The organism is Arthrobacter pascens, from assembly GCF_017052465.1.
Classification (GTDB): Bacteria; Actinomycetota; Actinomycetes; order Actinomycetales; family Micrococcaceae; genus Arthrobacter; species Arthrobacter pascens.
The window spans coordinates 1-22,159 of record NZ_JAFHKT010000134.1; the positions used below are offsets into that span (position 1 = coordinate 1).

At 65.8% G+C, this 22,159-nt stretch carries 22 protein-coding genes and 2 riboswitches; of the genes, 9 read left to right on the top strand and 13 right to left on the bottom strand.

Annotated features, from left to right (window positions below; translation table 11 throughout):
• The 5 genes from gcvH to JYA52_RS09855 all read right to left on the bottom strand — a co-directional run.
• A partial coding sequence (gcvH, locus tag JYA52_RS09835) for a glycine cleavage system protein GcvH (protein ID WP_205653005.1) occupies positions 1-355 on the bottom strand: 355 nt, incomplete at its 3' end.
• 59 nt (positions 356-414) lie between these two features.
• A complete protein-coding gene (gcvT, locus tag JYA52_RS09840; RefSeq protein ID WP_205653006.1) occupies positions 415-1,563 on the bottom strand; it encodes a glycine cleavage system aminomethyltransferase GcvT in 1,149 nt (382 codons plus the stop codon).
• A 34-nt stretch (positions 1,564-1,597) separates the two neighbouring features.
• Complete coding sequence (gene gcvP / locus JYA52_RS09845) at positions 1,598-4,474, bottom strand: aminomethyl-transferring glycine dehydrogenase (protein ID WP_205653007.1); 2,877 nt, start codon at positions 4,472-4,474, stop codon at positions 1,598-1,600.
• Between the two features lie 51 nt (positions 4,475-4,525).
• Positions 4,526-4,633, bottom strand: a riboswitch (glycine riboswitch).
• A gap of 1 nt (position 4,634) precedes the next feature.
• Positions 4,635-4,732: riboswitch (glycine riboswitch) on the bottom strand.
• A 224-nt stretch (positions 4,733-4,956) separates the two neighbouring features.
• Entirely contained in the window at positions 4,957-5,820 is an 864-nt protein-coding gene (locus tag JYA52_RS09850; protein WP_205653008.1) for an SDR family oxidoreductase, read from the bottom strand.
• Positions 5,813-6,796: a helix-turn-helix transcriptional regulator gene (locus tag JYA52_RS09855; protein ID WP_372433787.1), complete on the bottom strand. Its 984-nt coding sequence runs from the start codon at positions 6,794-6,796 to the stop codon at positions 5,813-5,815. Before JYA52_RS09855 ends, JYA52_RS09850 begins: the two co-directional genes overlap by 8 nt.
• Positions 6,797-6,989: 193 nt before the next feature.
• On the opposite strand from JYA52_RS09855, the gene JYA52_RS09860 reads away from it, so the two are divergent.
• Complete coding sequence (locus tag JYA52_RS09860) at positions 6,990-8,066, top strand: TRAP transporter substrate-binding protein (protein WP_205653009.1); 1,077 nt, start codon at positions 6,990-6,992, stop codon at positions 8,064-8,066.
• Between the two features lie 20 nt (positions 8,067-8,086).
• Here the strand turns inward: JYA52_RS09860 and JYA52_RS09865 are convergent, their stop codons facing one another.
• The 5 genes from JYA52_RS09865 to JYA52_RS09885 form a co-directional block, all read right to left on the bottom strand.
• Positions 8,087-8,458, bottom strand: coding sequence for a VOC family protein (locus JYA52_RS09865; protein WP_205653010.1), 372 nt, complete (start codon positions 8,456-8,458; stop codon positions 8,087-8,089).
• Between the two features lie 104 nt (positions 8,459-8,562).
• A complete protein-coding gene (locus tag JYA52_RS09870; RefSeq protein WP_205653011.1) occupies positions 8,563-9,138 on the bottom strand; it encodes a DM13 domain-containing protein in 576 nt (191 codons plus the stop codon).
• An 81-nt stretch (positions 9,139-9,219) separates the two neighbouring features.
• Positions 9,220-10,110, bottom strand: a complete 891-nt coding sequence (locus tag JYA52_RS09875) for an ABC transporter permease (RefSeq protein ID WP_205653012.1) — start codon at positions 10,108-10,110, stop codon at positions 9,220-9,222.
• Positions 10,107-11,036 carry an ABC transporter ATP-binding protein gene (locus JYA52_RS09880; RefSeq protein ID WP_205653013.1) on the bottom strand — a complete coding sequence of 310 codons (930 nt, stop codon included), beginning with the start codon at positions 11,034-11,036 and terminating at the stop codon, positions 10,107-10,109. Before JYA52_RS09880 ends, JYA52_RS09875 begins: the two co-directional genes overlap by 4 nt.
• Before the next feature lie 279 nt (positions 11,037-11,315).
• Positions 11,316-11,708: a VOC family protein gene (locus JYA52_RS09885; RefSeq protein ID WP_205653014.1), complete on the bottom strand. Its 393-nt coding sequence runs from the start codon at positions 11,706-11,708 to the stop codon at positions 11,316-11,318.
• 275 nt (positions 11,709-11,983) lie between these two features.
• Here JYA52_RS09885 and JYA52_RS09890 point away from each other — a divergent pair, with 275 nt between their 5' ends.
• Positions 11,984-12,250 (top strand): hypothetical protein, encoded by a 267-nt coding sequence (locus JYA52_RS09890; protein ID WP_205653015.1) that lies wholly within the window; start codon positions 11,984-11,986, stop codon positions 12,248-12,250.
• A 26-nt stretch (positions 12,251-12,276) separates the two neighbouring features.
• On the opposite strand, the gene JYA52_RS09895 is transcribed toward JYA52_RS09890, so the two are convergent.
• The 3 genes from JYA52_RS09895 to JYA52_RS09905 form a co-directional block, all read right to left on the bottom strand.
• Positions 12,277-13,062: an alpha/beta fold hydrolase gene (locus JYA52_RS09895; protein ID WP_307869347.1), complete on the bottom strand. Its 786-nt coding sequence runs from the start codon at positions 13,060-13,062 to the stop codon at positions 12,277-12,279.
• Between the two features lie 106 nt (positions 13,063-13,168).
• Entirely contained in the window at positions 13,169-14,089 is a 921-nt protein-coding gene (locus tag JYA52_RS09900; RefSeq protein ID WP_205653016.1) for an NAD(P)-dependent oxidoreductase, read from the bottom strand.
• A 193-nt stretch (positions 14,090-14,282) separates the two neighbouring features.
• Positions 14,283-15,311, bottom strand: a complete 1,029-nt coding sequence (locus JYA52_RS09905; RefSeq protein ID WP_205653017.1) for a substrate-binding domain-containing protein — start codon at positions 15,309-15,311, stop codon at positions 14,283-14,285.
• A 213-nt stretch (positions 15,312-15,524) separates the two neighbouring features.
• On the opposite strand from JYA52_RS09905, the gene JYA52_RS09910 reads away from it, so the two are divergent.
• The 7 genes from JYA52_RS09910 (at position 15,525) to JYA52_RS09940 (ending at position 22,143) form a co-directional block, all read left to right on the top strand.
• Entirely contained in the window at positions 15,525-16,877 is a 1,353-nt protein-coding gene (locus tag JYA52_RS09910; protein WP_205653018.1) for an NAD(P)H-dependent oxidoreductase, read from the top strand.
• Positions 16,874-18,148, top strand: a complete 1,275-nt coding sequence (locus tag JYA52_RS09915; RefSeq protein ID WP_205653019.1) for an ABC transporter substrate-binding protein — start codon at positions 16,874-16,876, stop codon at positions 18,146-18,148. The genes JYA52_RS09910 and JYA52_RS09915 overlap by 4 nt, the downstream gene beginning before the upstream one ends.
• A 26-nt stretch (positions 18,149-18,174) precedes the next feature.
• The gene (locus tag JYA52_RS09920) at positions 18,175-19,122 is read left to right on the top strand and encodes a carbohydrate ABC transporter permease (protein WP_205653020.1); all 948 of its coding nucleotides are present in this window, start codon (positions 18,175-18,177) and stop codon (positions 19,120-19,122) included.
• Positions 19,123-19,126: 4 nt separating this feature from the next.
• Positions 19,127-20,020, top strand: a complete 894-nt coding sequence (locus tag JYA52_RS09925; RefSeq protein WP_205653021.1) for a carbohydrate ABC transporter permease — start codon at positions 19,127-19,129, stop codon at positions 20,018-20,020.
• 2 nt (positions 20,021-20,022) lie between these two features.
• A complete protein-coding gene (locus JYA52_RS09930; RefSeq protein ID WP_205653022.1) occupies positions 20,023-21,219 on the top strand; it encodes an ABC transporter ATP-binding protein in 1,197 nt (398 codons plus the stop codon).
• 82 nt (positions 21,220-21,301) lie between these two features.
• Positions 21,302-21,613, top strand: a complete 312-nt coding sequence (locus tag JYA52_RS09935; protein WP_205653023.1) for a putative quinol monooxygenase — start codon at positions 21,302-21,304, stop codon at positions 21,611-21,613.
• Entirely contained in the window at positions 21,613-22,143 is a 531-nt protein-coding gene (locus tag JYA52_RS09940) for a gluconokinase (RefSeq protein ID WP_307869348.1), read from the top strand. Before JYA52_RS09935 ends, JYA52_RS09940 begins: the two co-directional genes overlap by 1 nt.
• The last annotated feature ends 16 nt before the right edge of the window (positions 22,144-22,159 follow it).

Genomic DNA, 22,159 nt, shown 5'->3' on the forward strand with positions numbered 1-22,159 from the left:
ACTCCTCGGCAGAGAGCAGCGGACCCTCTTCGGTCACGGCGACCTTGAACAGCCAGCCGGCACCGTACGGATCGCTGTTGATCAGCGCCGGATCGGACACGACGTCGCCATTGATCTCGACAACCTCGCCCGTCACCGGGGAGTACAGGTCAGAGACGGACTTGGTGGACTCCACCTCGCCGCAGGTCTCCCCGGCGGTCACAGCCGAACCGACCTCGGGCAGGTCCACGTAGACGATGTCACCCAAGGCATCGGCAGCCACGGCCGAAATTCCAATCCCCGCAGGGCCCGACCCGTCAGCAGCAACCCACTCGTGCTCTGCGGAGTACTTCAGTTCAGCAACTACTTTGCTCATGTTTTTCAATCCTTAAAGTTTGTTTTGGGTTTCGCCAGGCTCACCCAGCGGGACGGGACCTACTTTTGGCGCTTGTAGAAAGGCAGCGCGACGACTTCGAACGGCTCTGCCTTGCCGCGCAGGTCGATGTCGAGGGCGGTGCCCGGTGCGGCGTGTTCGACGTCTACGTACGCCATGGCGATCGGGTAACCCAGGGTGGGGCTCGGTTGGCCGGAGGTCACTTCGCCAGCAACGTTGCCGTCCTTGAGGACGGGGTAGAGGCCGCGGCCGGCACGGCGTCCCAGGCCCTTGAGGCCGACCAGCTTGCGGCCGGTTGTTGAGCCGGCGCCGGCTGCCTTGAGCTCGCTCAGGGCCGCCTTGCCGATGAAGTCCGATTCCTTGGCGAGCGAGACAACCGGGCCCAGGCCTGCGGCGTAGGGGTTGCCTTCGCGGGAGAGCTCATTGCCGTAGAGCGGCATGCCGGCTTCCAGGCGCAGCGAGTCGCGGCAGGCCAGGCCGGCGGGGATGAGCCCGTGGCCGGCACCGGTTTCCAGCAATGCCTCCCACATGCCCGCGGCGTCCTCATTGGGAATGTAGATCTCGAAGCCGTCCTCGCCGGTATACCCGGTGCGGGCCAGCAGCAGCTCCTGAGCAGTGCCGTTGACGGTTATAGCTACCTCGACGGCAGCGTAGTACTTCAGCTCCGTGACGAGCGAGTGCTGCTCGGCCGGGACCAGCGTCAGCAGGATGGCCTCGGCGTTCGGGCCCTGGATTGCGATCAGGGACGTCTCGGCGGACACGTCCTCGACGGTGACGTCGAAGCCGCCTTCTTTGCCGGACCTTGCCCTTTCGGCCAGTGCTGCGGCGACCACCACGGCGTTGCCGGCGTTGGGGACCACGAGGTACGTGTCGTCTGCCCGGCGGTAGGAAATCAGATCATCGATGATGCCACCGTCTTCCTGGCAGATCAGAGAGTACTTAGCCTTGCCCACGGCCACGGCTGACAGCTTGCCGGCCAGGGCGTAGTCCAGGAACGCTGCGGCGTCCGGGCCGGTGACCCAGACTTCGCCCATGTGGGAGAGGTCGAAGATGCCGGCGGCGTTGCGCACGGCGTGGTGTTCGGCCAGCTCGGAGGCGTATTTCAGGGGCATCTGCCATCCGCCGAAGTCGGTGAAGGAGGCGCCGGCCTTTTTGTGCTCTTCGTAAAGGGCGGTGTAATTCTCAGTCATGTGAAAACCTTCCGGTGATCGAGCTTGTCGAGATCTAGTTTTCAAACTCGGAAAGAGGCGGGCAGGAGCAGACCAGGTTGCGGTCTCCGGCGGCGCCGTCGATGCGGCCGACGGGCGGGAAGTACTTGTCCTGCCGCAGCGAGTGCACCGGGAAGGCGGCCTGCTCGCGCGGGTAGGCACGGTCCCAGTCGGAGGAGACGACGGCGGCGGCCGTGTGGGGTGCGTTGCGCAACGGGGACTTCTCCACGGTGAACTCGCCGTTGGCCACTTGGTCGATCTCCTGGCGGATGGTGATCATCGCGTCGATGAAACGGTCGATTTCGCCGAGGTCCTCGGATTCAGTGGGCTCCACCATCAGGGTGCCCGCCACCGGGAAGGACAGCGTGGGTGCGTGGAAGCCGAAGTCGATGAGGCGCTTGGCCACGTCCTCCGCCGTGACGCCGGTTTTGGCGGTCAGGTCGCGCAGGTCCAGGATGCATTCGTGCGCCACCAGCCCGCTCTCCCCCGTGTAGAGGACCGGGAAGTACTCGTCCAGCCGCGCGGCAACGTAGTTCGCCGCGAGCAAGGCCGATTTGGTGGCTTCGGTCAGGCCCTGCCCGCCCATCAGCTTCACGTAGGCCCAGGAAATCGGCAGCACGCCGGCAGAGCCGAAGCGCGAAGCACTGATCGCAACCCCTGTTGATCCGGCAGGGCCGGAATCATCCGCGGCCTTGTTGGCATCGCCCGGCATGAACGGCGCCAGGTGCGCTTTAGCAGCAACCGGACCGACGCCGGGTCCGCCGCCGCCGTGCGGGATGCAGAAGGTCTTGTGCAGGTTCAGGTGGGACACGTCCCCGCCGAACTTGCCCGGCTGCGCCAGGCCGACCAGGGCGTTGAGGTTGGCGCCGTCGACGTAGACCTGTCCGCCCGCGGCGTGGATCGCGTCGCAGACCTCGCGGACATCGGCGTCGTACACACCGTGCGTGGAGGGGTAGGTGATCATGATCGCCGAGAGGACGTCCTTGTGGGCTTCGATCTTGGCCTGCAGGTCCGCGTGGTCGATGGTGCCGTCAGCAGCGGTGGCCACGACAACGACTTTCATGCCCGCGAGGACGGCGGAGGCGGCATTGGTGCCGTGCGCCGAGGCCGGGATGAGGCAGACGGTCCGCTGCTCGTCGCCGCGGGACAGGTGGTAGCCCCGGATCGCCAGGAGGCCTGCGAGCTCGCCCTGGGAGCCGGCGTTCGGCTGGATGGACACCTGGTCATAGCCGGTGATTTCGGCGAGGTCAGCTTCCAGGCCGTCGATCAGTTCGCGCCAGCCCTCGGTCTGCGAGTCCGGGGCGAAGGGGTGGATGGAGGCGAATTCGGGCCAGGAGATGGCTTCCATCTCTGCGGTGGCGTTGAGCTTCATGGTGCAAGAGCCCAGCGGGATCATGGTGCGGTCCAGGGCGAGGTCGCGGTCTGAGAGCTTGCGGATGTAGCGCAGCAGCTGGGTCTCGGAGCGGTGGGTGTTGAACACCGGGTGCTGCAGGTAGGAGGAGGTGCGCAGCACCGACTCCGGCAACTCGAACCCGGCAGCCTGCACCACCGGACCGGCGCCAAAGGCGACGACCACCGCGGAGAGGACCTCCGCCGTCGTCGTCTCATCGACTGACACGCCAACCGTGTCCGCATCGATGAAACGCAGGTTGATGCCCCGGGCCTCGGCGGCGGTAATGACCTTCCGTGCCTTGCCGGGCACGCGGACTGTGACGGTGTCGAAGAAGGACTCGTTCACCAGCTCCCGGCCGGCGACCTTGAGCGTGGCGGCAAGGGCCCGGGCGTTGTTGTGGACGGTCTCGGCGATGGCCTTCAGTCCGTCGGGGCCGTGGTAGACGGCGTACATCGAGGAGACGATGGCCAGCAGGGCCTGCGCGGTGCAGATGTTGGAGGTGGCCTTTTCGCGGCGGATGTGCTGCTCGCGGGTCTGCAGGGCCAGGCGGTAGGCAGGGACGCCGGCGTTGTCCTTGGAGACGCCGACAATGCGGCCGGGCAGTGTGCGTTCCATGCCTTCGCGCACGGCCATGTAGGCCGCGTGCGGGCCGCCGAAGAACAGCGGCACGCCCAGGCGCTGCGTGGAGCCGACAGCGACGTCTGCGCCCTGCTCGCCCGGCGGGGTAATCAGCGTCAGGGCCAGGAGGTCCGCGGCCACGGTCACGAGCGCGCCCCGGTCTTTAGCCTCTGCGATCACGGCGGACTGGTCCCAGACCCGGCCGGAAACGCCCGGCTGCTGGAGGACGACGCCGTTGATGTCGCCGTCGGGCAGTCCCTTGGACAGGTCGGCAACCTCCACTTCGAAGCCGAGGGCTTCGGCGCGGCCCCGGACGATGGCGATGGTCTGCGGGAGGCAGTCGGCGTCGAGGACGGTCTTGCCGTCGCGGGCGCCTGCGTTCTGTCCTACGGACTTATTGGCACGGCGCATCAAGAGCACGGCCTCGGCGACGGCGCTGGCTTCGTCGAGGAGGGACGCATTGGCGACCGGAAGGGCCGTCAGGTCCTGGACCATGGTCTGGAAGTTCAGCAGCGCCTCGAGCCGGCCTTGGGAAATCTCGGGCTGGTAGGGAGTGTAGGCCGTGTACCAGGCGGGGGCTTCGAGGATGTTGCGGCGGATCACCGGCGGCGTGACGGTGTCGTAGTAGCCCTGGCCGATCATCTGCACGGCCGTGCGGTTCTTGGAGGCCAGCCTGCGCAGCTCGGCGAGCACCTCAACTTCGCTGAGAGCGCTGTCCAGGCTGAGCGGCTTTTCCTGGCGGATGGAAGCGGGGACCGCGTTGTCAACGAGGCCATCGACGCTGTCGTAGCCAACGGCCTTGAGCATGGTGTCGATGTCTGTTTGGCGGCGGGCACCGATGTGGCGGTCTGCAAATGTGGACGGGGACGACTGGATCGTCATTGAGGAACTCCATAATTCAGGTGGCACCGAGGTGCCACGATGATTCGGGTTCCTCCCCGCTCTGTATTGGACCTGAGAGTTTCCGCTTTGCCCGCTCTTTAGCAGGGCGCCACTTGCACCGTCGGTGAGCCCGGTTTCCCGGACTGCTTTCCAGAGTTGCCTTGCCGCGGCGGTACGTGGGCCTGAGAGATTCCTGGGGAGGGTTTGCTCCTACGGCGCCTGCTGAACGTACCGGCAGGACTCTCCCGCCGCAGATCATAAGCCGTGCCACTGGTGGGTGACACGGCTCACACTCTATAGGCTCGCAGGCCGGATGCAAAATATGCGTCACATGCGCCGTTGTTTCTTGCCGGCAGGCGAGGCGGCATTTCTCCGCTGGCGTGGCGGCAAACCGGTCAAATACGTGCGGAATGTTGACCTGGTGGTGGTAGGGATTAGCGGACGACGGCGGGACCTCCCGCCGTCGTCCGTTGCGTTTGGTGTTAGGCGTCCTCGTGGGCGAGGTTGCTGGAGAGTTCGCGGCGGGCGTCGGCCTGTTCCTGGAGTTCCTTGGCCCGGGCTTCGAATACCCCCACGGCATCCGCGCCGGCAGCGAAGCGCAGAGGCGGTTCGTTCAACTCGGCCAGTTGGAGCAGCGCTTTGGCGAGCTTGGCGGGGTCCCCGCCCTGCTGTCCGTTCATACCCTGCCACGCCGTGACCGTCTGCGCGGTCCTCTCGGCATAGTCCTCGATGGTGGATTCGGCGTACTGGGTGGATTCCGGAGTGAGCAGCTCGGTGCGGAAGAACCCCGGTTCCACGATCATGGTGCGGATGCCGAACGGGGCCACCTCGGGGGCCAGCGACTCAGCCCAACCCTCAACGCCGAACTTCGATGCGGCGTACGCGGTGAGGAATTCCCCGCCCGCGATGCCTGCCGTGGAGGAGATCGTGACGAGGAGGCCGGAGCGCTGCGCCCGCAGGACGGGCAGGGCCGCGCGGGTGACGTTCATGGGCCCGAACATGGTGGTTTCAATCTGCGTCCGGAAGTCCTCCGGGGTGATCTCCTCGAAGAAGCCGGCGTAAAAGTTGCCTGCGTTGTTCACGAGGACGTCGATCCGGCCGAACCGTTCAACGGCGGCCTGGATGGCGGCCGCCGCGTCGGCGGGGTCGGTGACGTCGAGCTTAAGGGCCAGCAGGTCCTCGCTCGCGCCTACGGCCTGGGTGACCTTTTCCGGATTGCGGCCGGTGGCGACGACGGCGTGGCCGGCTGCGAGGGCTGCCTTCGCGATGTCGGTGCCCATGCCGCGGCCGGCGCCGGTGATGAACCAGACCTTTTTCTCGGTCATGGTGTCTTTTTGTTCAGTCATGTGAGGGTTTCGTCTTTCCTGTGGTGTGTGTTCCGGGCTGCGCAAGGGTGCGCGTCTCCGGGCCAGCGGATCCATCGGCAGGACCAGCGGCGGTGGTTGTTTCGGGAGGTGATGCCGCCCAGCTGGCGAGGAATGCCAGCGCATTTTCGGACGCGGAGCCGGGCTCAGCGGTGAAGGTGAACAAGGTCTGGCCCTCATCACCGGGAAGGTGCAGCGTCTCGTACTGCAAAGACAAGTCCCCGGCGACCGGGTGATGGAAACGTTTGCTTCCCGTCGTGTGGATCCGCACATCGTGCCCGGCCCACAACTCAGCAAACAGCCCGCTGCGTGTGGTCAGCTCCCCGACGAGCTCGTTCAGCTCGCGGTCGTGCGGGTTTCTCCCTGCTTCCGAGCGCAGCATCGCAACCGTGGTGGCCGCGACCGCCCGCCAATCGGGGTAAAAGTCACCGGCGCGCGGATCGAGGAAGATGAAGCGCGCCTGGTTCGGCAGGCGGCCTTGAGTGTCCTGCCCCGGCTGGGCGGCCGAGTTGAACACTGGTCCGTACAGCGCCCGGCCCAGCAGGTTTGCGGCCAGCACGTCCGAACGGCCGTTCTGCACCATGGCGACCACTCCGGTCATCCCGTCCAGCAGGCGGAGCACCCCGGGACGGACCCTTTGCCGGGGTGGCCGGCTCGGCGCCCGGCGTGACGACGTGTTGGCCGTCCGTGCCAGATCCAACAGGTGCGCCCGCTCGGCCTCGTCCAGTTGAAGGGCAGAAGCCACAGCCTCGAGCACCGAGTCTGAGACGCCGCGTATGCTGCCGCGTTCCAGCCGTGTGTAGTAGTCCGTGCTCACCCCGGCGAGCTGCGCCACTTCCTCACGGCGCAGGCCCGGCACCCGGCGCAGCGCCCCGAAGCTGGGGATGCCAGCCCGCTCCGGGCTGATCTTCGCACGGCGCGAGATCAGGAACTCACGGATGTCATCTTTTCTGTCCACAACCATCACGCTACGCAGCCTGATCGGTCGGTGGCAGTGTCTATCAGACACCCCCAGCATGGGCCGACCCGCCCGCTATTGCCCGGCTGGCGGTCGGGGCGTAAGTTGCGGATACGCGCGCTTCTTCCTGGCGCTGCTTCACCTGTATCCCGACATCTGCGTTAGTGGTTCATCGTCCGGAAGGCGCGTGGCTATGAGGACTCCGTCCAAGCTTCTGACCTCGGCGGGCGTGGGCCTGCTGGCACTTCTGGCGGCGTCAGGATGCACTGCCCCGGCCGCCGGTCCTCCTGCCACCGAACAAGCCAAAACGCTGCAGATTGCCACCGATGACGAGCCAGGCCGTCCGGCCGCGGCCCAGGTTGAGGAATTCGCCCGCCAGGTCAAGGAAGCCTCCGGCGGCAAGATCCTGATCGAACCGCTGTGGAAGGCCGTGGGCCACGACAAGGACGACTGGGACCAGGCGGTGGCACGCGGAGTGGTGGCCGGCGATTTTGACATGGGGCTTGTTCCGGCTCGGGCCTGGGACACCGAGGGCGTGGGTTCGTTTGCAGCATTGCACGCGCCGTTTCTGGTGACATCGAATTCACTGCTGGCCAAGGTGACGGAGCCGGCCATCGCGGACGAAATGCTGGCCGGTCTGGACAAGGTCGGCGTGTCCGGGCTGGCTCTTTTTCCCGAAGGTACGCGGATGCTCTTTTCGTTCGGCAAACCGGCGCTGAAACCTGGTGACCTGGCCGGAAAGAAGGTGCGGGCTCCGCGTTCAGAGACCACCTACGCGTTGCTGAAAGCACTCGGTGCCACTCCGGACGATCTGGTGGGCGAGCTGTTTCCCGAAGGCCTTGCCGCCGGAACTGTGGTGGCGGCGGAATCGTCGTTCGCGTTCGCCGGGACATTGCCGGAACCCACGACCGTGACCGGCAACCTGGTCCTCTACCCCAAGGTGAACTCCCTTGTGGTCAATGCCAAGGCCCTTCAGACACTGAGCGACGCCGAACAGCAATTGCTCAGAACAGCTGCAGCAGCCACGCGCACGTGGGCTGCCGAAAACATGACGACGGCGACTGATGACGCGGCCAAATTCTGCAAGGACGGCGGGACCGTTGTCACGGCCACCGAGGCCGAGGCCGCCCTCTTCAAAGCGGCCGGCGCCCCTGTCTACGCGAAGATCGAGGCCGACCCGGAAGCGAAGGCCCGCATAGCCAAGATCAGGGATCTGGCCGCCGCCGAACCTGCCCCTGACGCCATCAAGCCCTGCAGCCCCGGCGGTTAGGCCGAGCTCGCCCCCTGCAGTCAGACGTGCTGGTCTACAAGAACAGGGTTGCCGTCCGGATCCACCACAATGAAGCTCGCCGGGCCCGTGGTTCCCTCATCTGCCTCCGAAACGAACTGCGTGCCCCGCGCTTTCAGTTCCCGCTGCAGCTCACGGACATCGGTGAATGAGTCGAGCGCCTCCGCGTCCTGGTTCCAGCCCGGGTTGAACGTCAGCATGTTTTTCTCAAACATCCCCTGGAAGAGGCCTATGACAGTGTCGCCGTTCCTCAGAATCAACCAGTTCTGGGCGATGTCGCCACCAAACCTTGTGAATCCAAGCTTCTCGTAGAAAGCAGCCGAGGCCGCGATGTCCTTGACAGTGAGACTGAGCGAGAAAGCGCCGAGTTGCATGTGTTACTCCACTCTCGAGAATGCCGGAATCCAACCGATGCTACTCTCGGCCCGCCTCCGCCCAGGGAACCGCCAGCGGCGGGTTGCCCCACCGACGTGCTGTTTCAGAACCTGAGTTGTGCCGCTCCGAATGACACCGCGAATTGAACGCACCAGAGATCAACGGACCTGTACTTCGAAAGATCAACGCCGTCGGGGATTCTGTACACCTGATTGCCCTGGTTTCCCTTGATCAGGCCGAGGTCAAGATGAGCAGCGGAGCCCGCCGTGAACCACCCGCCGGTGCCCTCCACCACGTCTGCGGCGCTCAGCCAGACGTGCACGTCCGGGCCGTTTGAGGTGTCGAGATTCTCCAGGGTCAGAACCCGCGTGCCGTCCGGCTGCTCAATAATCCGCACGGTTCCCGACGTCGCGTGTTCATGGCTGATCAGGGAACCTTCGGCGAGCTGGACCGCTCTGGCAGGCACATCCTCGGTACGTGCTCCGGACGGCGAAGGGACGGCTGGTGAGGCGGAAGGAGACGATGTTGCGTGCTCCGGTGAGGCAGCGACCGTCGGAATGGCTTCATCCACCCTGACGTCGACAAACAGAAGCCACGGCTTGAACAGCGCCAGTCCGATGGCCAGCACGACGGCGGCACCCGCCGCCGCGGCGATGACCCAGGCCCGCTTGCGTCCCATGAAACCATCGTCCGCGTGCCGGTCGCATCCGGCAATGGTTGAACACCGCATCACACACGTTCAGTCACCGCCGGAGGGTGGTCACGCGTCCCGTCGCTTCACAGTCACGATCGCGCCAGCCAGCGCCGCGGCCGCCCATGCGAGCATGGCAAGGCCGCCTTCCGTCTGCGTCAGGGCCTCCGGCTGAGTCCGGATTGCGACCATCTGGGTGCCTGCCGAGGAGGGCAGGTAGCGGCTGATGTCCATGAAGAGTTCGTTCTGGCCGGACAGGATCGCAAGCACTATCGGCGCGACGATCAGCAGGCCGAGGGTCGCCATGATGCCGCCGGCACTGTTGCGCAGGAGTGCACCGATGCCCAGGCCGAGGATCGCGACCAGTGCAAGGTAGGTGCCGGCGTTGAGGATGCTCGGGATGACGCCGTCGGCGGTGACCTCGTAATTCAGGCCCTGAGGTTCCAGCATCGGCTGGGCCACCACATAGGAGATGAGGGCGGCGACGGTGCCCACGACGAACGAGGTTCCGGCGATGACGAGCGTCTTCGCCAGGATTGCAGTGCCCCGGCGCGGCACGGCGGTGAGCGTCGTGGTGATCATGCGGGTGCCGTATTCGGAGCCGACCTGCATGACGGCGAGGGAAGCGATGAGGAACTGCGCGATGGCAATGCCGGAGGCCGGGATGTCGCGTGCCATCATGCCAAACTCCGCCACCATGCCTTGCTGTTCGGCGCCGCCCTCCACCGCGCCGCTATGCGCCGCAAAGCCGGACGCCATGTCGACCACGGCCAACGTGCTGAGCAGTCCCACCCCGATCATGCCCAGCAACGTGATGCTGAGGATGACATAGCTGGAGCGCAGTGAGGTCAGTTTGATCCATTCGGCGTGCACAGCCCGGAGAAAGGTCAGCCCGGTTTCCTGGTCGCGGCGGTTTGCGGCTGCGGCGCGGCGGCCGGTGGGCGCGGTGGTCGTGCTCATCGGGTTCCCTCTCCTGCGCCGGCCAGCACGGCGGAGCGGTATTCAACGTCATCTCGCGTCAGTTCCATGTACGCCTCCTCGAGCGTCGCCCTTACCGGGACCAGCTCGTGGATCAGGGCGTCCTGCTCCCGTGCGATCCAGGCGATGCGCCGCGGCTCGGCGCCAGTGACCTCCAGCTGGCCCGGCTCGACTTCCCGGAAGGCAATGCCTTCAGCTGCGAGTCCTGCCTGGATCAGGTCGGTCCGGTCGCTGCGGAGCAGGGTCCTGTCCTGCCCTTGGGCGAGGATCTCGGACACGGGCGCGTCGGCGATGATCCTGCCCCGGCCGATGACGATGAGGTGATCGGCGGTCTGCGACATCTCGCTCATCAGGTGCGAGGAGAGGAAGACCGCCCGTCCTTCGGACGCGAGGTGCCGGGCCAGGTTACGCACCCATTGGACGCCTTCAGGGTCCAGTCCGTTCACCGGCTCGTCGAAGATGAAGGTCTTCGGGTCGCCGAGCAGTGCGGCGGCGATGCTGAGGCGCTGGCCCATGCCAAGCGAGAAGCCTTTGACGCGCTTGCGGGCGACTTCCGTGATGCCGGTCATCGCCATGACTTCCTGCACCCGGCTGCGTCGGATGCCGTGGGTGGCGGCCAGGACGGACAGGTGCTTGGCAGCACTGCGGGCCGGGTGGACGGCCTTGGCATCCAGCAGGGCGCCGACTTCCCGCAGCGGTGCGCGGTGCTGGTCGTATGGACGGCCGTTGACCAGAACCTGGCCGGCGGTGGGCCGGTCCAGCCCGAGGATCATCCTCATGGTCGTGGATTTGCCGGCGCCGTTGGGTCCAAGGAAGCCAGTGACCTGGCCTGGCTGGACGGTGAAAGTAATTCCGTCGACGGCGGTACGTTTTCCATACCTCTTGGTCAGGCCGTGAGCCTCGATCATGGTCCAGCTTTCTTTCGGGAACGGGTGGACGTTCAGTCCATGCGTGCGGAGCCGGACACAGCACTCCCCGCCCCCACACCCAGTAAACATGCGTAGTCCCGTTCGGGGCGGGAATTGAGCCGCAGTTCATCGGCAATTCGTGATTGTGTCCGATATTTGAGCCGTCGCCGGCCACAGGCGGTCGTTTCGGCCTTGGGGCCGGCCAGTCCTACCTCACTGAGCACACGGAAGCACTTCGCGCGAGTGTGAAAAGCTACCTGTGAGCAAGCGTGGGGCGTGTTATTTGCGGGTGGACTGGAACAGCTCGACGACGTTGCCGGACGGATCTTCCAGCAAGATTTGCTGACCGCCGGGACCGGTGACAATGTCGTTCCGGAATGTGATGCCTGCGGCTCGCAGCCGGTCCACCTCGGCAGCGATGTCGTCCACTATGAGGTGGACGCGGTTCCACCCCCCGGGCGCCGGCACGGTGCCGTCCGGCATCGGCCGGCCTGCCGAGCTAGTTGGCCCGCTCAGTAGGAGGCGGAGCCGGCCGCGTACGACGTCGGCGAACGCCGGTGCGGCGCTCATCCTGAGGGTGAATCCGAGGTGCTTCGTGTAGAAGTCGATGGCCGCGTCGACGTCGTCGACCATGTACCGGACGCTGACCAGGTCCGCAAGGGCATCGGGCATTTTTGGATCCTCTCCGAATTCCTTCCGCCGGATGGTCCTGCCCTGCAGCCGGGCCCGGGCGGCTCATCTCATGGTCGCACAGGGCGCGCCCCCACGCACCGCGGAAGCAGGGTCAGGCGCAGCGGGAGAAGCATCGAAAAAGCCAATGAATAACCGTTAAAACTGATCGCTTTTCTTGGCTCATCTGCGAGCACATACTGGTGAAACACCCGATCTGGTCACGGACCCGGGACCGTAACCGACCAGTGGCCTGCCGGACCTCCGAAGGATTGACCATGAGAAAACGCATCCCCAAAACCAGGACCGCAGCGAACAAGTACAAGGCTTCGAAAACGGGTCCGCAGACAGGTGACCACTGCCCCTTCAACGGATGGTGGGCGCCCGCTACCCATCCCACCGACGGCCGCTTCATCAGTGAAGGAAGCCTCATGCCCTCCGACGGCGGCGCGTCCGTGAACTGGGTGCTGCTCCCCGGCCAGATGGCCGCCAGACAGGAGCCCAAGTACCACTATCCCAAGCCGGGACTCCTGGACGAGGACTAACCGTCCAGGCACCGGTAGCCCCCGGCCTACTCGCCCAGGAACCTCAGCAGGAACGGGACCGTGGCGTGCATTGTCCGCAGATCCCCGCCGCTGGCGGCCTGCTCGCCGAGGTAGTCGCCGTGGCCGCCGGGGACGATCAGCAGGCGGGCACCCGGGATGACGCCGGCCATCCGGGCGGCGTATTCGGCGGTGACGACGTCGCGGTCGGCACTCACCACCAGGGTGGCGGCGGTGATGGTGCCCAGCTGTTCGTCGGACCATCCAGGGAAGTCCAGGATCCGCCGGCGGTCCAGTTCGAAGAGCCGCTCCAGGTGGCCCGGCTCCGGGTTGAGACGGCGGTCGGCGTCCTTGTACGTGTCCGGCATGTCGGCCAGGGTGGCCTTCGCCATGCCGTCCCAGAACTCGTCCGGCACGGCATCACGGCTCACAAAGGTGGAGGCGGCGATGAGGCGCCGGACGACGGCGGGACTCCCGAGTGCGAGCGCGATGGCGGTGTGGCCGCCGGCGCTGAATCCCAGCACATCCACAGTTTTTACGTCGAGCCGGTGCAAAACCGCGCGGAGGTCGCCGGCGGAGGTCTCGGCCGTGAGCGGGCGGCTGGTGGGCTGGGTGCGGCCGTGGCCCTCCTCCTCAACGGCAATCACCTGGCGGCGTTCGGCCAGCAGCGGGATGAGCTCTGCGAAGTTGGTGCCGATCGTGGAGCCGCCGCCCGGGATGAGGAGCAGCGGCGGCTGGCCGGGCACCGCCGGGCCGTGGACCTCGTAGTACATGCGGATGCCGTCGTTGTCCGCGTAGCCGTGGGTGAACGTCACACGGCATCCTAACGCCGGGCGCTTCCGGCGCACAGGGCCCAGGTCCTGTATCCCCGCAAAGCAGACGACGGCGGGGCCTCCCTCCCGCCGCCGTCCGCGTTACCGGTCACACTATGGCAGGTCCGGCTGGGACCTGAGAGCGGCGGGCGAGGGTGCGCTGGATGCCCGTGTGGTCGAGGGCTCCGTCGCCTTGAGCGACCATCTCGTCGAACAGGCCCCTCACGGTGCTGCTCAGCGGCAGTTCAAGGCCTTCCGTGGCTGCCGCATCCAGGATGAACCCGAGGTCTTTGAGCTGGTTCTGGGCGCTGCCGCCTCCGGCGAAGTCGGTGTTGATCCACCGCTGGCCCTTTTGCCGGAGGACAGCGGAATCGGCCAGCCCGCCCTGCAGCAGCTCGAGCATCACGGCCAGGTCCAGGCCTCCGCCGCGGGCCAGGAGCATGGCTTCGGAGACTGCTGTCACGGTTGCAGCGACAACAATTTGGTTGCACGCCTTGGCGAGAGCCCCTGAGCCACTCGGGCCCATATACCGGACGGTGGTGCCCATGGCCCGGAGGGCGGGCTCAATGGACAGCGCCGCGTCCTCGTCACCGCCGACCATGATGCTGAGGGTTCCCTGCTCCGCACCGATGGTGCCGCCGCTGACCGGCGCGTCAAGGACCGTCACCCCGTGCGCGCGGAGCAAACGCTCTGCAAAGGCCGCGACGGCGATCGGTGACACCGTCCCGTGAACCACGAGGATGGGCCGGGTAATGCCCTTGGCCTCCCAGCCGGACAGCAGTCCGTCCTGTCCCGGCAGGAGCGATTCGACCTGCTTGAGATCGGGCAGCACTGTGAAAACGACGTCGGACGCGGCATCGGCCGGTGATGTCGCTGCGCGCGCACCCAGCGCAACCAGGGGTTCCGCTTTCGCGGACGTCCGATTCCAGACGACGAGGCCGCCGTCGAAGTCCAAAAGCCGGCGGGCCATGGGCCCGCCCATGGGGCCGAGCCCCAGAACGGCGAGCGAGCGTCGCGTGGTTTCCGTCATGATCAAGTCCTTAAGTTCGAGGCGGCCGGCGGCCGGGGAGGAGCCCGCACGCAACCAGACGGCCACCACTCTGTGCGAGTGGAAACAAAGTGGAACCGGTACACTTTTTGTACCACACGGGGTTGTCGGGTGTAAATCAGTCTGCTGCAAATGCACGCACGGGCCGAGGCAGTCGCGGGGACGACTGAGAAACCTACGGGCGCGGCTTCGGCCTGCTAACGCTGGACCGCTCGATGAGTTCGGCATCGACACGGACCACCGTCGGCTTTCCGGAGGTCTTGCCGCTCGGGTTGGACAGGGCCAGCCGCACGGAGTGCCGGGCCAGCAGATCAATGGGCTGCCGGACGATGGTCAGGGGCGGAGTCATGAGTTCCGTCCACGGGGAATCTTCGAACACGATGACCGACAGTTCCTCCGGAATCGAAATCCCGGCATGCGCAAGGCGCCGGAGCACGGCCGTCACCTGGGCGGTGTTGGCCACCACCAGGGCAGTGGGCGGGTCCTCCAGGCTGAGCAACGCCGTCGTGGCATCGCCGCCGGCGGCTCCCCGGAAGGCGGCGGAGCGGATGAGAAGTTCGTCCTGCTCCAGTCCGGCTGCATCCAGGGCTTCGCGATAGCCTGCGATCCTGTCCCGCCCGGTCGTCGAGGACGCCGGGCCCGAGATTATGGCGATGCGGCGGTGCCCATGCGCAGCCATCAGCGCCGTGGCCGACCGCGCCGACTCGGTGTTGTTGATAGTGACGACGTCGACCGCCGGCAGCGCCGGGATCGAGCGGTCCACAAAGACCACGTCGGTCCCCATGTCCTGGAGCTTTTTCCACGTATCCAGGTTGTTCCCGGTGGGAGTGGCGATGATCCCGCTGACCCGGCGCTCGATGAGCGTGGCGAGACGCTCCGATTCCAGCTGGTCGTCCTCCTGCGTCGTCATGAGCAGCACCTGGATGCCGCGCGAGTGCGCCTCCTGGACCACCTGGTCCGCCAGCCGCGCAAAGAAGGGGTTGGAGACGTCGGCCAGGAGCAGCCCCAGCGTGGTGGGCGGCCCGTGCTTCAGTTCCCTGGCTGCCGTGCGGGGGTGGTAACCGAGGGTTTCCATGACGTCGCTGACCCGCCCTCGGGTCGCCGCCGCTACCGGTCCGGAGCCCGGGTTGAGGACGCGGGAAACGACGGCGACGGACACCCCCGCAGCCGCGGCAACATCGCGAATGGTCGGCTGCTTCTGCACGTGTACTCCTCAATCGGCTACTGCGGCTCCCCGGAACCTCCGGCAGGAACTTTTTCAGACTAGGGTATTGACCTCGCCGAGCAGGTATGACATAAAAGTGTAACCGGTTCCATTATGTTTACTTCGGAGCCGGTTGTCTACCGCAACGCTGCGGCGGACCCCAAGTTTTCCGGCCGTCCACCCGGGATGGAGCCGCACCACTGAAAGGTAGTTATGAACCTGCACAAACTTCTGACCCAACGCGAGGCCGAGGGCCGCCCGATCCGCGTGGGGCTGATCGGTGCCGGACGGTTCGGCACGATGTACCTGGCACAGGCCCGCAACATCCCCGGCATCCACGTCGTCGCCATCGCCGATATCAACGCCGAACGCGCCAAGGGCGCCCTGAAGCTGGTCGACTGGCCCGAGGAAGCCTTCGTCGACGACATCGAGACGGCTGTCGCCACGCGGGCCACCACCGTCGTGACCGACGCGTCCGTTCTGTTCGACGCCGAACTGGACGTCATCGTTGAGGCCACCGGCAACCCGATCGTGGGCATCAACCACGCGCTCCGCGCCATCGAGACGGGCAAACACATCATCATGGTCACCGTCGAGGCGGACGCCCTCGCCGGCCCGGCCCTGGCCAAGCGGGCCAGGGAGGCCGGCGTCGTATATTCACTGGCCTACGGCGACCAGCCCGCGCTGATCTGGGAACTCGTCGACTGGGCGAGGACGTCCGGCTTTGACGTCGTCTGCGCAGGCAAGGGGGCCAAGTACCTGTCCCACTACCACCAGATGAACCCGGACAACGTGTGGGAGAACTGGGAATTCTCCAAGGAACTGACCGACTCCGGCCAGCTCAACCCCTACATGCACACCTCCTTCCGTGACGGCACCAAAGCCGCCATTGAAATGGCGGCCGTGGCCAACGCGGCGGGCCTGCGCCCGTCCGATGAAGGACTGACGTTCACTCCCGGAGACGTGGAAGAGATCGCCACGATCTGCCGTCCCGCGGCCGACGGCGGCGTGCTCGCCAACGCCGGAAGCGTCGACGTCATGTCCAGCGTGACCCGGGACGGGGACTGGATCCCCCACAACACCCAGGAAGGCGTCTTCGTCGTCGTCAAGGCCACCAACAAGTACGTCTCCGGCTGCTTCCAGGAATACCCCTGGCACCCGGACCCCACCGGCCAGTACGCCGCCCTCTACCGCCCGTACCACTACGTCGGGCTGGAGCTCAACGTCTCCATCGCCAACGCCGTGCTTCGCGGTGTCGCCACCGGCGCGCCGGAAGGCTTCCACGCCGACGTCGTCGCCTGCGCCAAGAAGGACCTGCACGCCGGGGAAATCCTGGACGGCGAGGGCGGCTTCACGGTCTGGGGCAAACTGATCTCCGCCGAAAAGTCGGTCCGGGACCGCGCCCTTCCCGTCGCCATGGCCCACCACGTCAAGCTCGTCAACGACGTACCCGAGGGCGGCATCGTCGGCTGGGACGACGTCGAAATCGACACCTCCCTGGAAGAGGCCCTGAAGTTGCGGCGTGAGACGGAGGCCCTCGCACTCGAAGTGGTGCCCGCGACATGATGGACCGGCGCAATTTTCTCGGGTTTGCCGGGGCTGCCGCCGCCAGCATGGCCCTGGCCGGCTGCGGCGCCGGCCCGGGAATCGACCCGAACCGTGCCGCATCGGCCGGAGGCACCCTGAAGTTTGGCAGCTGGCAGTGGCTCGAGCCGGGCCGCGGCGAGGCGATGTGGCAGGCCATCCAGGCCTACAAGCAAGCCAACCCCTCCGCGAGCCTGGCCCAGAGCACCACCCCCTTCCTTTCGTTCGCGGACAAGCTCAACACCGAGCTCGGCGGCAAGGGCGGTCCCGACGTCTTCGTCGTTCAGGACGTGAACTTCTACCCCCTGGCCGACGCCGGAATTCTGGCCCCGCTCACCTCCGTCATCTCCTCGCACAAGGGCAGGCCGTTCAACCACACGAACGAGTCCGGACTGGTCAACGGGGTGCAGTACGGCATCACCTGGGAACGGCTGAACTGGAACTTCTTCTGGAACCGCAACATCCTGGAGAAGGCCAAGGTAACCCCGCCCACCAACGTCCCGGAGCTGATCTCGGCCGCCACCCAGATCCGTTCCGCCACGGGACTGGACGGGTTCGGAGTCCGCCACCAGATGACGGAATTCGATTCCTGGTTCATGGACTTCGATGTATGGACCTACGGGCACGGCGGATCCTGGTCGGACGGGTCACGCCCGACCATCGACTCCGCTGAGAACATCGCCGGCGTTGAGGCGTTCGGCGAAATCTACCGCTCGGGTGCCATGCCGATCGGCGACGACGCGTCAACGATGCGCACGAAGTTCCGCGAGGGCCGCCTCGGTATGATGATCGACGTCTCGTCGACAGTGGCCGGCATCCTGCGGTCCTCGAAGACCCTCAAATCGGCCGACATCGGATTTGCCGACCGCATCCCCCTCCCCAAGCCGTCCGCACACCAGGAGATTGTGCTGGCGGTCAACGGTTACGGCAAGAACAAGAACCTGGCCGTCGACTTCGTCGGCTGGGTCGGCTCCGACGCCGGCCAGGCGGCACTCCGGAAGGCCATGGGCCCCTCCACGCTGGCCACCGACGTCCCGCTGGCGCCCGACTACGCCGCAGCCAACCCGTGGGCGAAATCGTTCATCGACCTGGCCGCGGAATCGAGGAGCCCGCTCATCAAGGGCTATGAGGCCCAGACCAAAGCCATCATGCGCGAAGTCATGACGCAGGTGGAACGCTACCTCGTAGACGGTGGTGACGCCGCGGCGGCGCTCGCCACTGCACAGAAACAAGTAACTCAGCTCCTTGGCTGAGTGAACCAATGCAAAGGACCCGGGCAATGACGCTCCGAACTTCGATCTCCCCGCCCGCCGTGGCACCGACCCAGATCCTGGATGCTCCCTCCAAACACCACATGTGGCAGAGGATCTCGCCGTACATCTACATCGGCCCGGCGGTCATCTACCTGATCATCTTCATGATCATCCCGGTGGTGCAGGGTATTCAGCTCAGTTTCACCAAGACCCCGCTCGTCAGGCCCGACGGCGGAACCGGGGTGGGACTGGAGAATTACTCCCGGCTGCTCAGCAGTCCCCAGTTCTACAATTCGCTCGGCGCCACCATCCTGTACACGGCCGCGACGGTCATCTTCGCGGTGGCCATCGGCGCAGGTTCGGCCCTGCTTCTGAACCAGGCCTTCAAGGGGCGCACCATCGTCCGGGCCATCATCACCCTGCCTTGGGCGGTCCCCACGGTGGCCACCGCCCTCATCTTCAGCTGGATCTTCAACCGCTCCGACGGTGTCCTGAACGAAGTGGTCGGAGTCCTTGGCGTCGGCCAGCAGGGCTGGCTCGTCGATCCAAAGTACGGCATGGCCGCCGTCGTCCTCACCTCCGTCTGGAAGGTGATGCCCCTCGTCATGCTCGTGGTGCTGGCCTCGCTCCAGTCAATCCCGAGCGAACTCTACGAAGCCACCCGCATGGATGGCGCCGGAGCGCTGGAAACCTTCAAGGCCGTCACCTGGCCGCACATCGCCCCCACCGTCAGGGTCGTCACGCTGCTCATGACGATCTGGTCCATCCGCCGCTTCGAGATCATCTACCTCCTGACCGGCGGCGGCCCCGTGGACAGCACCAACACCCTGGTGGTCAACGTATACCGGCAGGCCTTCAGCAACCAGGAGCTGGGACGCGCGGCAGCAATCGGGGCCCTCGGCCTGGTCCTGTCGCTGCTCGTCACGGTCGTCTACTTCATGATGGAACGGCGCAACGCCGCCAAGGAGGCATAGAACAATGACCACGAAAGAAGCACCCCCAGTCCTCCGCACGGCCGCTCACAAGCGGCGGCTGAAGGCACCGGGCACGCGGAATTTCAGCAAGCCCGTCCGCTACCTCATGCTGGCCGCCCTGGTCCTGTTCTCAGGCTTCCCGCTCTACTGGATGCTGAACACGGCGCTCAGCCAGGACTCCGAACTGTACGGCCAGGCCCAGGGCTGGTGGCCGCACTGGGAAAGGCTTGCGGATCTCGGCGACGTCATCGGCAGCGTCCCCATCTTCAAGTGGCTCACCAACTCCATGGTCATCGCCGGCGGTACCACGCTGCTCTCCCTCATCTTTGCGGTGCTGGCCGGCTATGCACTGTCCAGATTCAAGTTCCATGGCAAGGGCGCCGCAGGGTTCCTGCTCTTCGCCACCCAGATGCTGCCCGAGGCACTGCTGGTGGTCCCCATCTACGCCCTCTTCGCGTCGTTGGGCCTGCTCAACGGAATGGGCGGCCTGATCCTCGCCAACGTTGCCTTCACCATGCCTGTGAGCGTCTGGATCATCAAGGGAGCCATCGATGCGATCCCGTACGAAATCGAGGAGGCCGCCGCGGTCGACGGGTGCCCCCGCGTCACCATTCTGTCGCTGGTCCTCACTCCCCTGATTCTTCCCAGCATCGCCGCGGCCGCCGTCATCAACTTCTTCGACGGGTGGAACGAATTCCTCCTCGCCAAGACGTTCATCGCCGAACGCGACCTCTGGCCGGCGTCCGTGGGCCTGGCCTCCTTCATCGGCCAGTACCTGACCTCGCTGAACTCCGTCATGGCCGCAGCCCTGCTGTTCACCCTCCCGGCACTGGTCTTCTTCCTCCTCGTCCAACGTCGTATCGTCTCGGGCCTCACGGCCGGCTCAGTCAAAGGTTGATCATGGCAAAGCTCTCACTACGCAACATCAGCAAGCGCTTCGGGGACACCCAGGTCATCCACGACTTCAGCGCCGACGTCGACAACGGGGAGTTCCTCGTCCTGCTCGGCGCGTCGGGATCCGGAAAATCGACCCTGCTCCGCATCATCGCCGGGCTCACCGACGCCAGCGCCGGCGACGTCATCTTCGACAACCTCCGCGTGAACCGCCAAAGCCCGCGCGAACGCGACGTCGCCTTCGTCTTCCAGTCCTACGCGCTCTACCCGCACCTGACCGTCCGCGAAAATATTGCCTTCCCCCTGGCCCTGGACAAATTCAAGGCATGGCACCACATCCCGGGCGTCAGCGCGATCGCACGCCGCATCTTCGGCTCGTCCAAGGACATCGCCGAGCAGGTGGCCGGTGTCTCGTCAATGCTGGAATTGGACGATTACGCGAACCGCAAGCCCGGAGGACTCTCCGGTGGCCAGCGCCAGCGCGTGGCCCTGGCACGCGCCCTGATCCGCAACCCTTCAATGTTCCTGCTGGACGAACCACTGTCCAACCTCGACGCCAAGCTCCGCGCGGAGCTCCGCGGCGAAATCGTCCGGCTCCACAAGCTGACCGGGAAGACCTTCGTCTACGTCACCCACGACCAGGTCGAGGCCATGACCATGGCCACCCAAATCGTCATTCTCCACAACGGCATCGTGCAGCAGCACGCCACACCGCAGGAGATCTACACCCGCCCCGCCAACACGTACGTCGCCCGGTTCATCGGCAGCCCGCCCATGAACCTCATGACGGCGGCTGTGGCCGACGGGTACGCCACACTCGGCGGGCTGCGGCTCCCGGCGCCCGAAGGACTTGTACTCAGGACCGGCACCGTAACCCTGGGCCTGCGGCCGGAACACCTCACGGTCTCCGCCGACGTCGGCCGGCCCGGTCTCGCGGGAACGGTCCGGAGAATCGAAGACCTCGGCGCGGACACCCTGATCGGTGTCCAGCCGGACCCGGCGCTGGACCTGAAACTGTGGGAACTCAACCAGGACGACCTCATCTGGATCCGGCAGACGGGACAGACCCGCCTAATGGCGGGTGACCAGTGCACCGTATCCCTCGAGGCCAGAATGGCCAGCTACTTCGACAGCGATACCGGCGTGAACCTCGCCTCTTCCGACCAGATCTCAGATGCCGGAATGCTGCCCCTGCGTGGCTAACCTGCGACACCTCGGAAGCCAGCCGTACTCTGGCACTTCAACCCGCGCCTGATCCCATTTCACACACAAGGAAAAGACACCGATGACCATCATTGTCACCGCAGAATTCACGCCCAAAGACGGCAGCTACGACCAGGTCGTCGCCGCGCTCTCCCCCGCCATTGCCGAAGTACACGAAGAGCCCGGCTGCCAGCTGTACGCCATCCATGAATCGCCCGGCGGCCAGATCATGATGATTGAAAAATGGGAATCCACGGAACTGCTGGACGCCCACGGCGAGGGCGACGCCGTCAAGCGGCTCAACGCCTCGCTCGAGGGACTCCTGGAAAAGCCAGTGGAAGTCACCCGCCTGGTGCCGATCCCCGCCGGCACGTCGCACCAGGGCGCGCTGTAGTGAGCCACCACCCGATCGTGGTCATGGGCGTCTCGGGCGCCGGCAAGTCCGCCGTCGGGGAAGCGCTGGCCGCCCGCCTGGGTGCCACGTTCACGGACGCGGATTCCCTGCACCCGCCAGCCAACGTCGAAAAAATGACTGCAGGCATTCCACTGACTGACGAGGACCGGTGGCCCTGGCTCCATCTCGTTGGCGCCGAGCTCGCGGCCACGCGGCAAAATGGCGCCGTCGTTGCGTGCTCCGCCCTCAAGCGGGTGTACCGGGACGCCATCCGCGCGACGGAACCCTCAACCCGATTCATCCTCCTGATCGCGGACCCCGCCGTGCTGCGGGAACGACTGACCAAGCGCCCAGGACACTTCATGCCTGCGTCCCTCCTGGCCTCGCAACTCGAAACCCTCGAACCCCTGGAAAAAGACGAAGCCGGCCTGTGCCTCACCTCGGAAGGAGGCATCGGATCAATCGTCGACAGAATATGCGCCCACCTGGCAAGTGAGGGCACCGGTGCCCGGCACTACGCAGACCGGTAGCTCGTCAGGGCAAGCA

Excerpts from the sequence above, each read along its gene's own strand:
- gcvT (WP_205653006.1), bottom strand. The coding sequence starts at position 1,563 with ATGACTGAGAATTACACCGCCCTTTACGAAGAGCACAAAAAGGCCGGC.
- gcvP (WP_205653007.1), bottom strand. The coding sequence starts at position 4,474 with ATGACGATCCAGTCGTCCCCGTCCACATTTGCAGACCGCCACATCGGT.
- JYA52_RS09850 (WP_205653008.1), bottom strand. The coding sequence starts at position 5,820 with ATGACTGAACAAAAAGACACCATGACCGAGAAAAAGGTCTGGTTCATC.
- JYA52_RS09860 (WP_205653009.1), top strand. The coding sequence starts at position 6,990 with ATGAGGACTCCGTCCAAGCTTCTGACCTCGGCGGGCGTGGGCCTGCTG.
- JYA52_RS09865 (WP_205653010.1), bottom strand. The coding sequence starts at position 8,458 with ATGCAACTCGGCGCTTTCTCGCTCAGTCTCACTGTCAAGGACATCGCG.
- JYA52_RS09870 (WP_205653011.1), bottom strand. The coding sequence starts at position 9,138 with ATGGGACGCAAGCGGGCCTGGGTCATCGCCGCGGCGGCGGGTGCCGCC.
- JYA52_RS09875 (WP_205653012.1), bottom strand. The coding sequence starts at position 10,110 with ATGAGCACGACCACCGCGCCCACCGGCCGCCGCGCCGCAGCCGCAAAC.
- JYA52_RS09880 (WP_205653013.1), bottom strand. The coding sequence starts at position 11,036 with ATGATCGAGGCTCACGGCCTGACCAAGAGGTATGGAAAACGTACCGCC.
- JYA52_RS09885 (WP_205653014.1), bottom strand. The coding sequence starts at position 11,708 with ATGCCCGATGCCCTTGCGGACCTGGTCAGCGTCCGGTACATGGTCGAC.
- JYA52_RS09890 (WP_205653015.1), top strand. The coding sequence starts at position 11,984 with ATGAGAAAACGCATCCCCAAAACCAGGACCGCAGCGAACAAGTACAAG.
- JYA52_RS09900 (WP_205653016.1), bottom strand. The coding sequence starts at position 14,089 with ATGACGGAAACCACGCGACGCTCGCTCGCCGTTCTGGGGCTCGGCCCC.
- JYA52_RS09910 (WP_205653018.1), top strand. The coding sequence starts at position 15,525 with ATGAACCTGCACAAACTTCTGACCCAACGCGAGGCCGAGGGCCGCCCG.
- JYA52_RS09915 (WP_205653019.1), top strand. The coding sequence starts at position 16,874 with ATGATGGACCGGCGCAATTTTCTCGGGTTTGCCGGGGCTGCCGCCGCC.
- JYA52_RS09920 (WP_205653020.1), top strand. The coding sequence starts at position 18,175 with ATGACGCTCCGAACTTCGATCTCCCCGCCCGCCGTGGCACCGACCCAG.
- JYA52_RS09925 (WP_205653021.1), top strand. The coding sequence starts at position 19,127 with ATGACCACGAAAGAAGCACCCCCAGTCCTCCGCACGGCCGCTCACAAG.
- JYA52_RS09930 (WP_205653022.1), top strand. The coding sequence starts at position 20,023 with ATGGCAAAGCTCTCACTACGCAACATCAGCAAGCGCTTCGGGGACACC.
- JYA52_RS09935 (WP_205653023.1), top strand. The coding sequence starts at position 21,302 with ATGACCATCATTGTCACCGCAGAATTCACGCCCAAAGACGGCAGCTAC.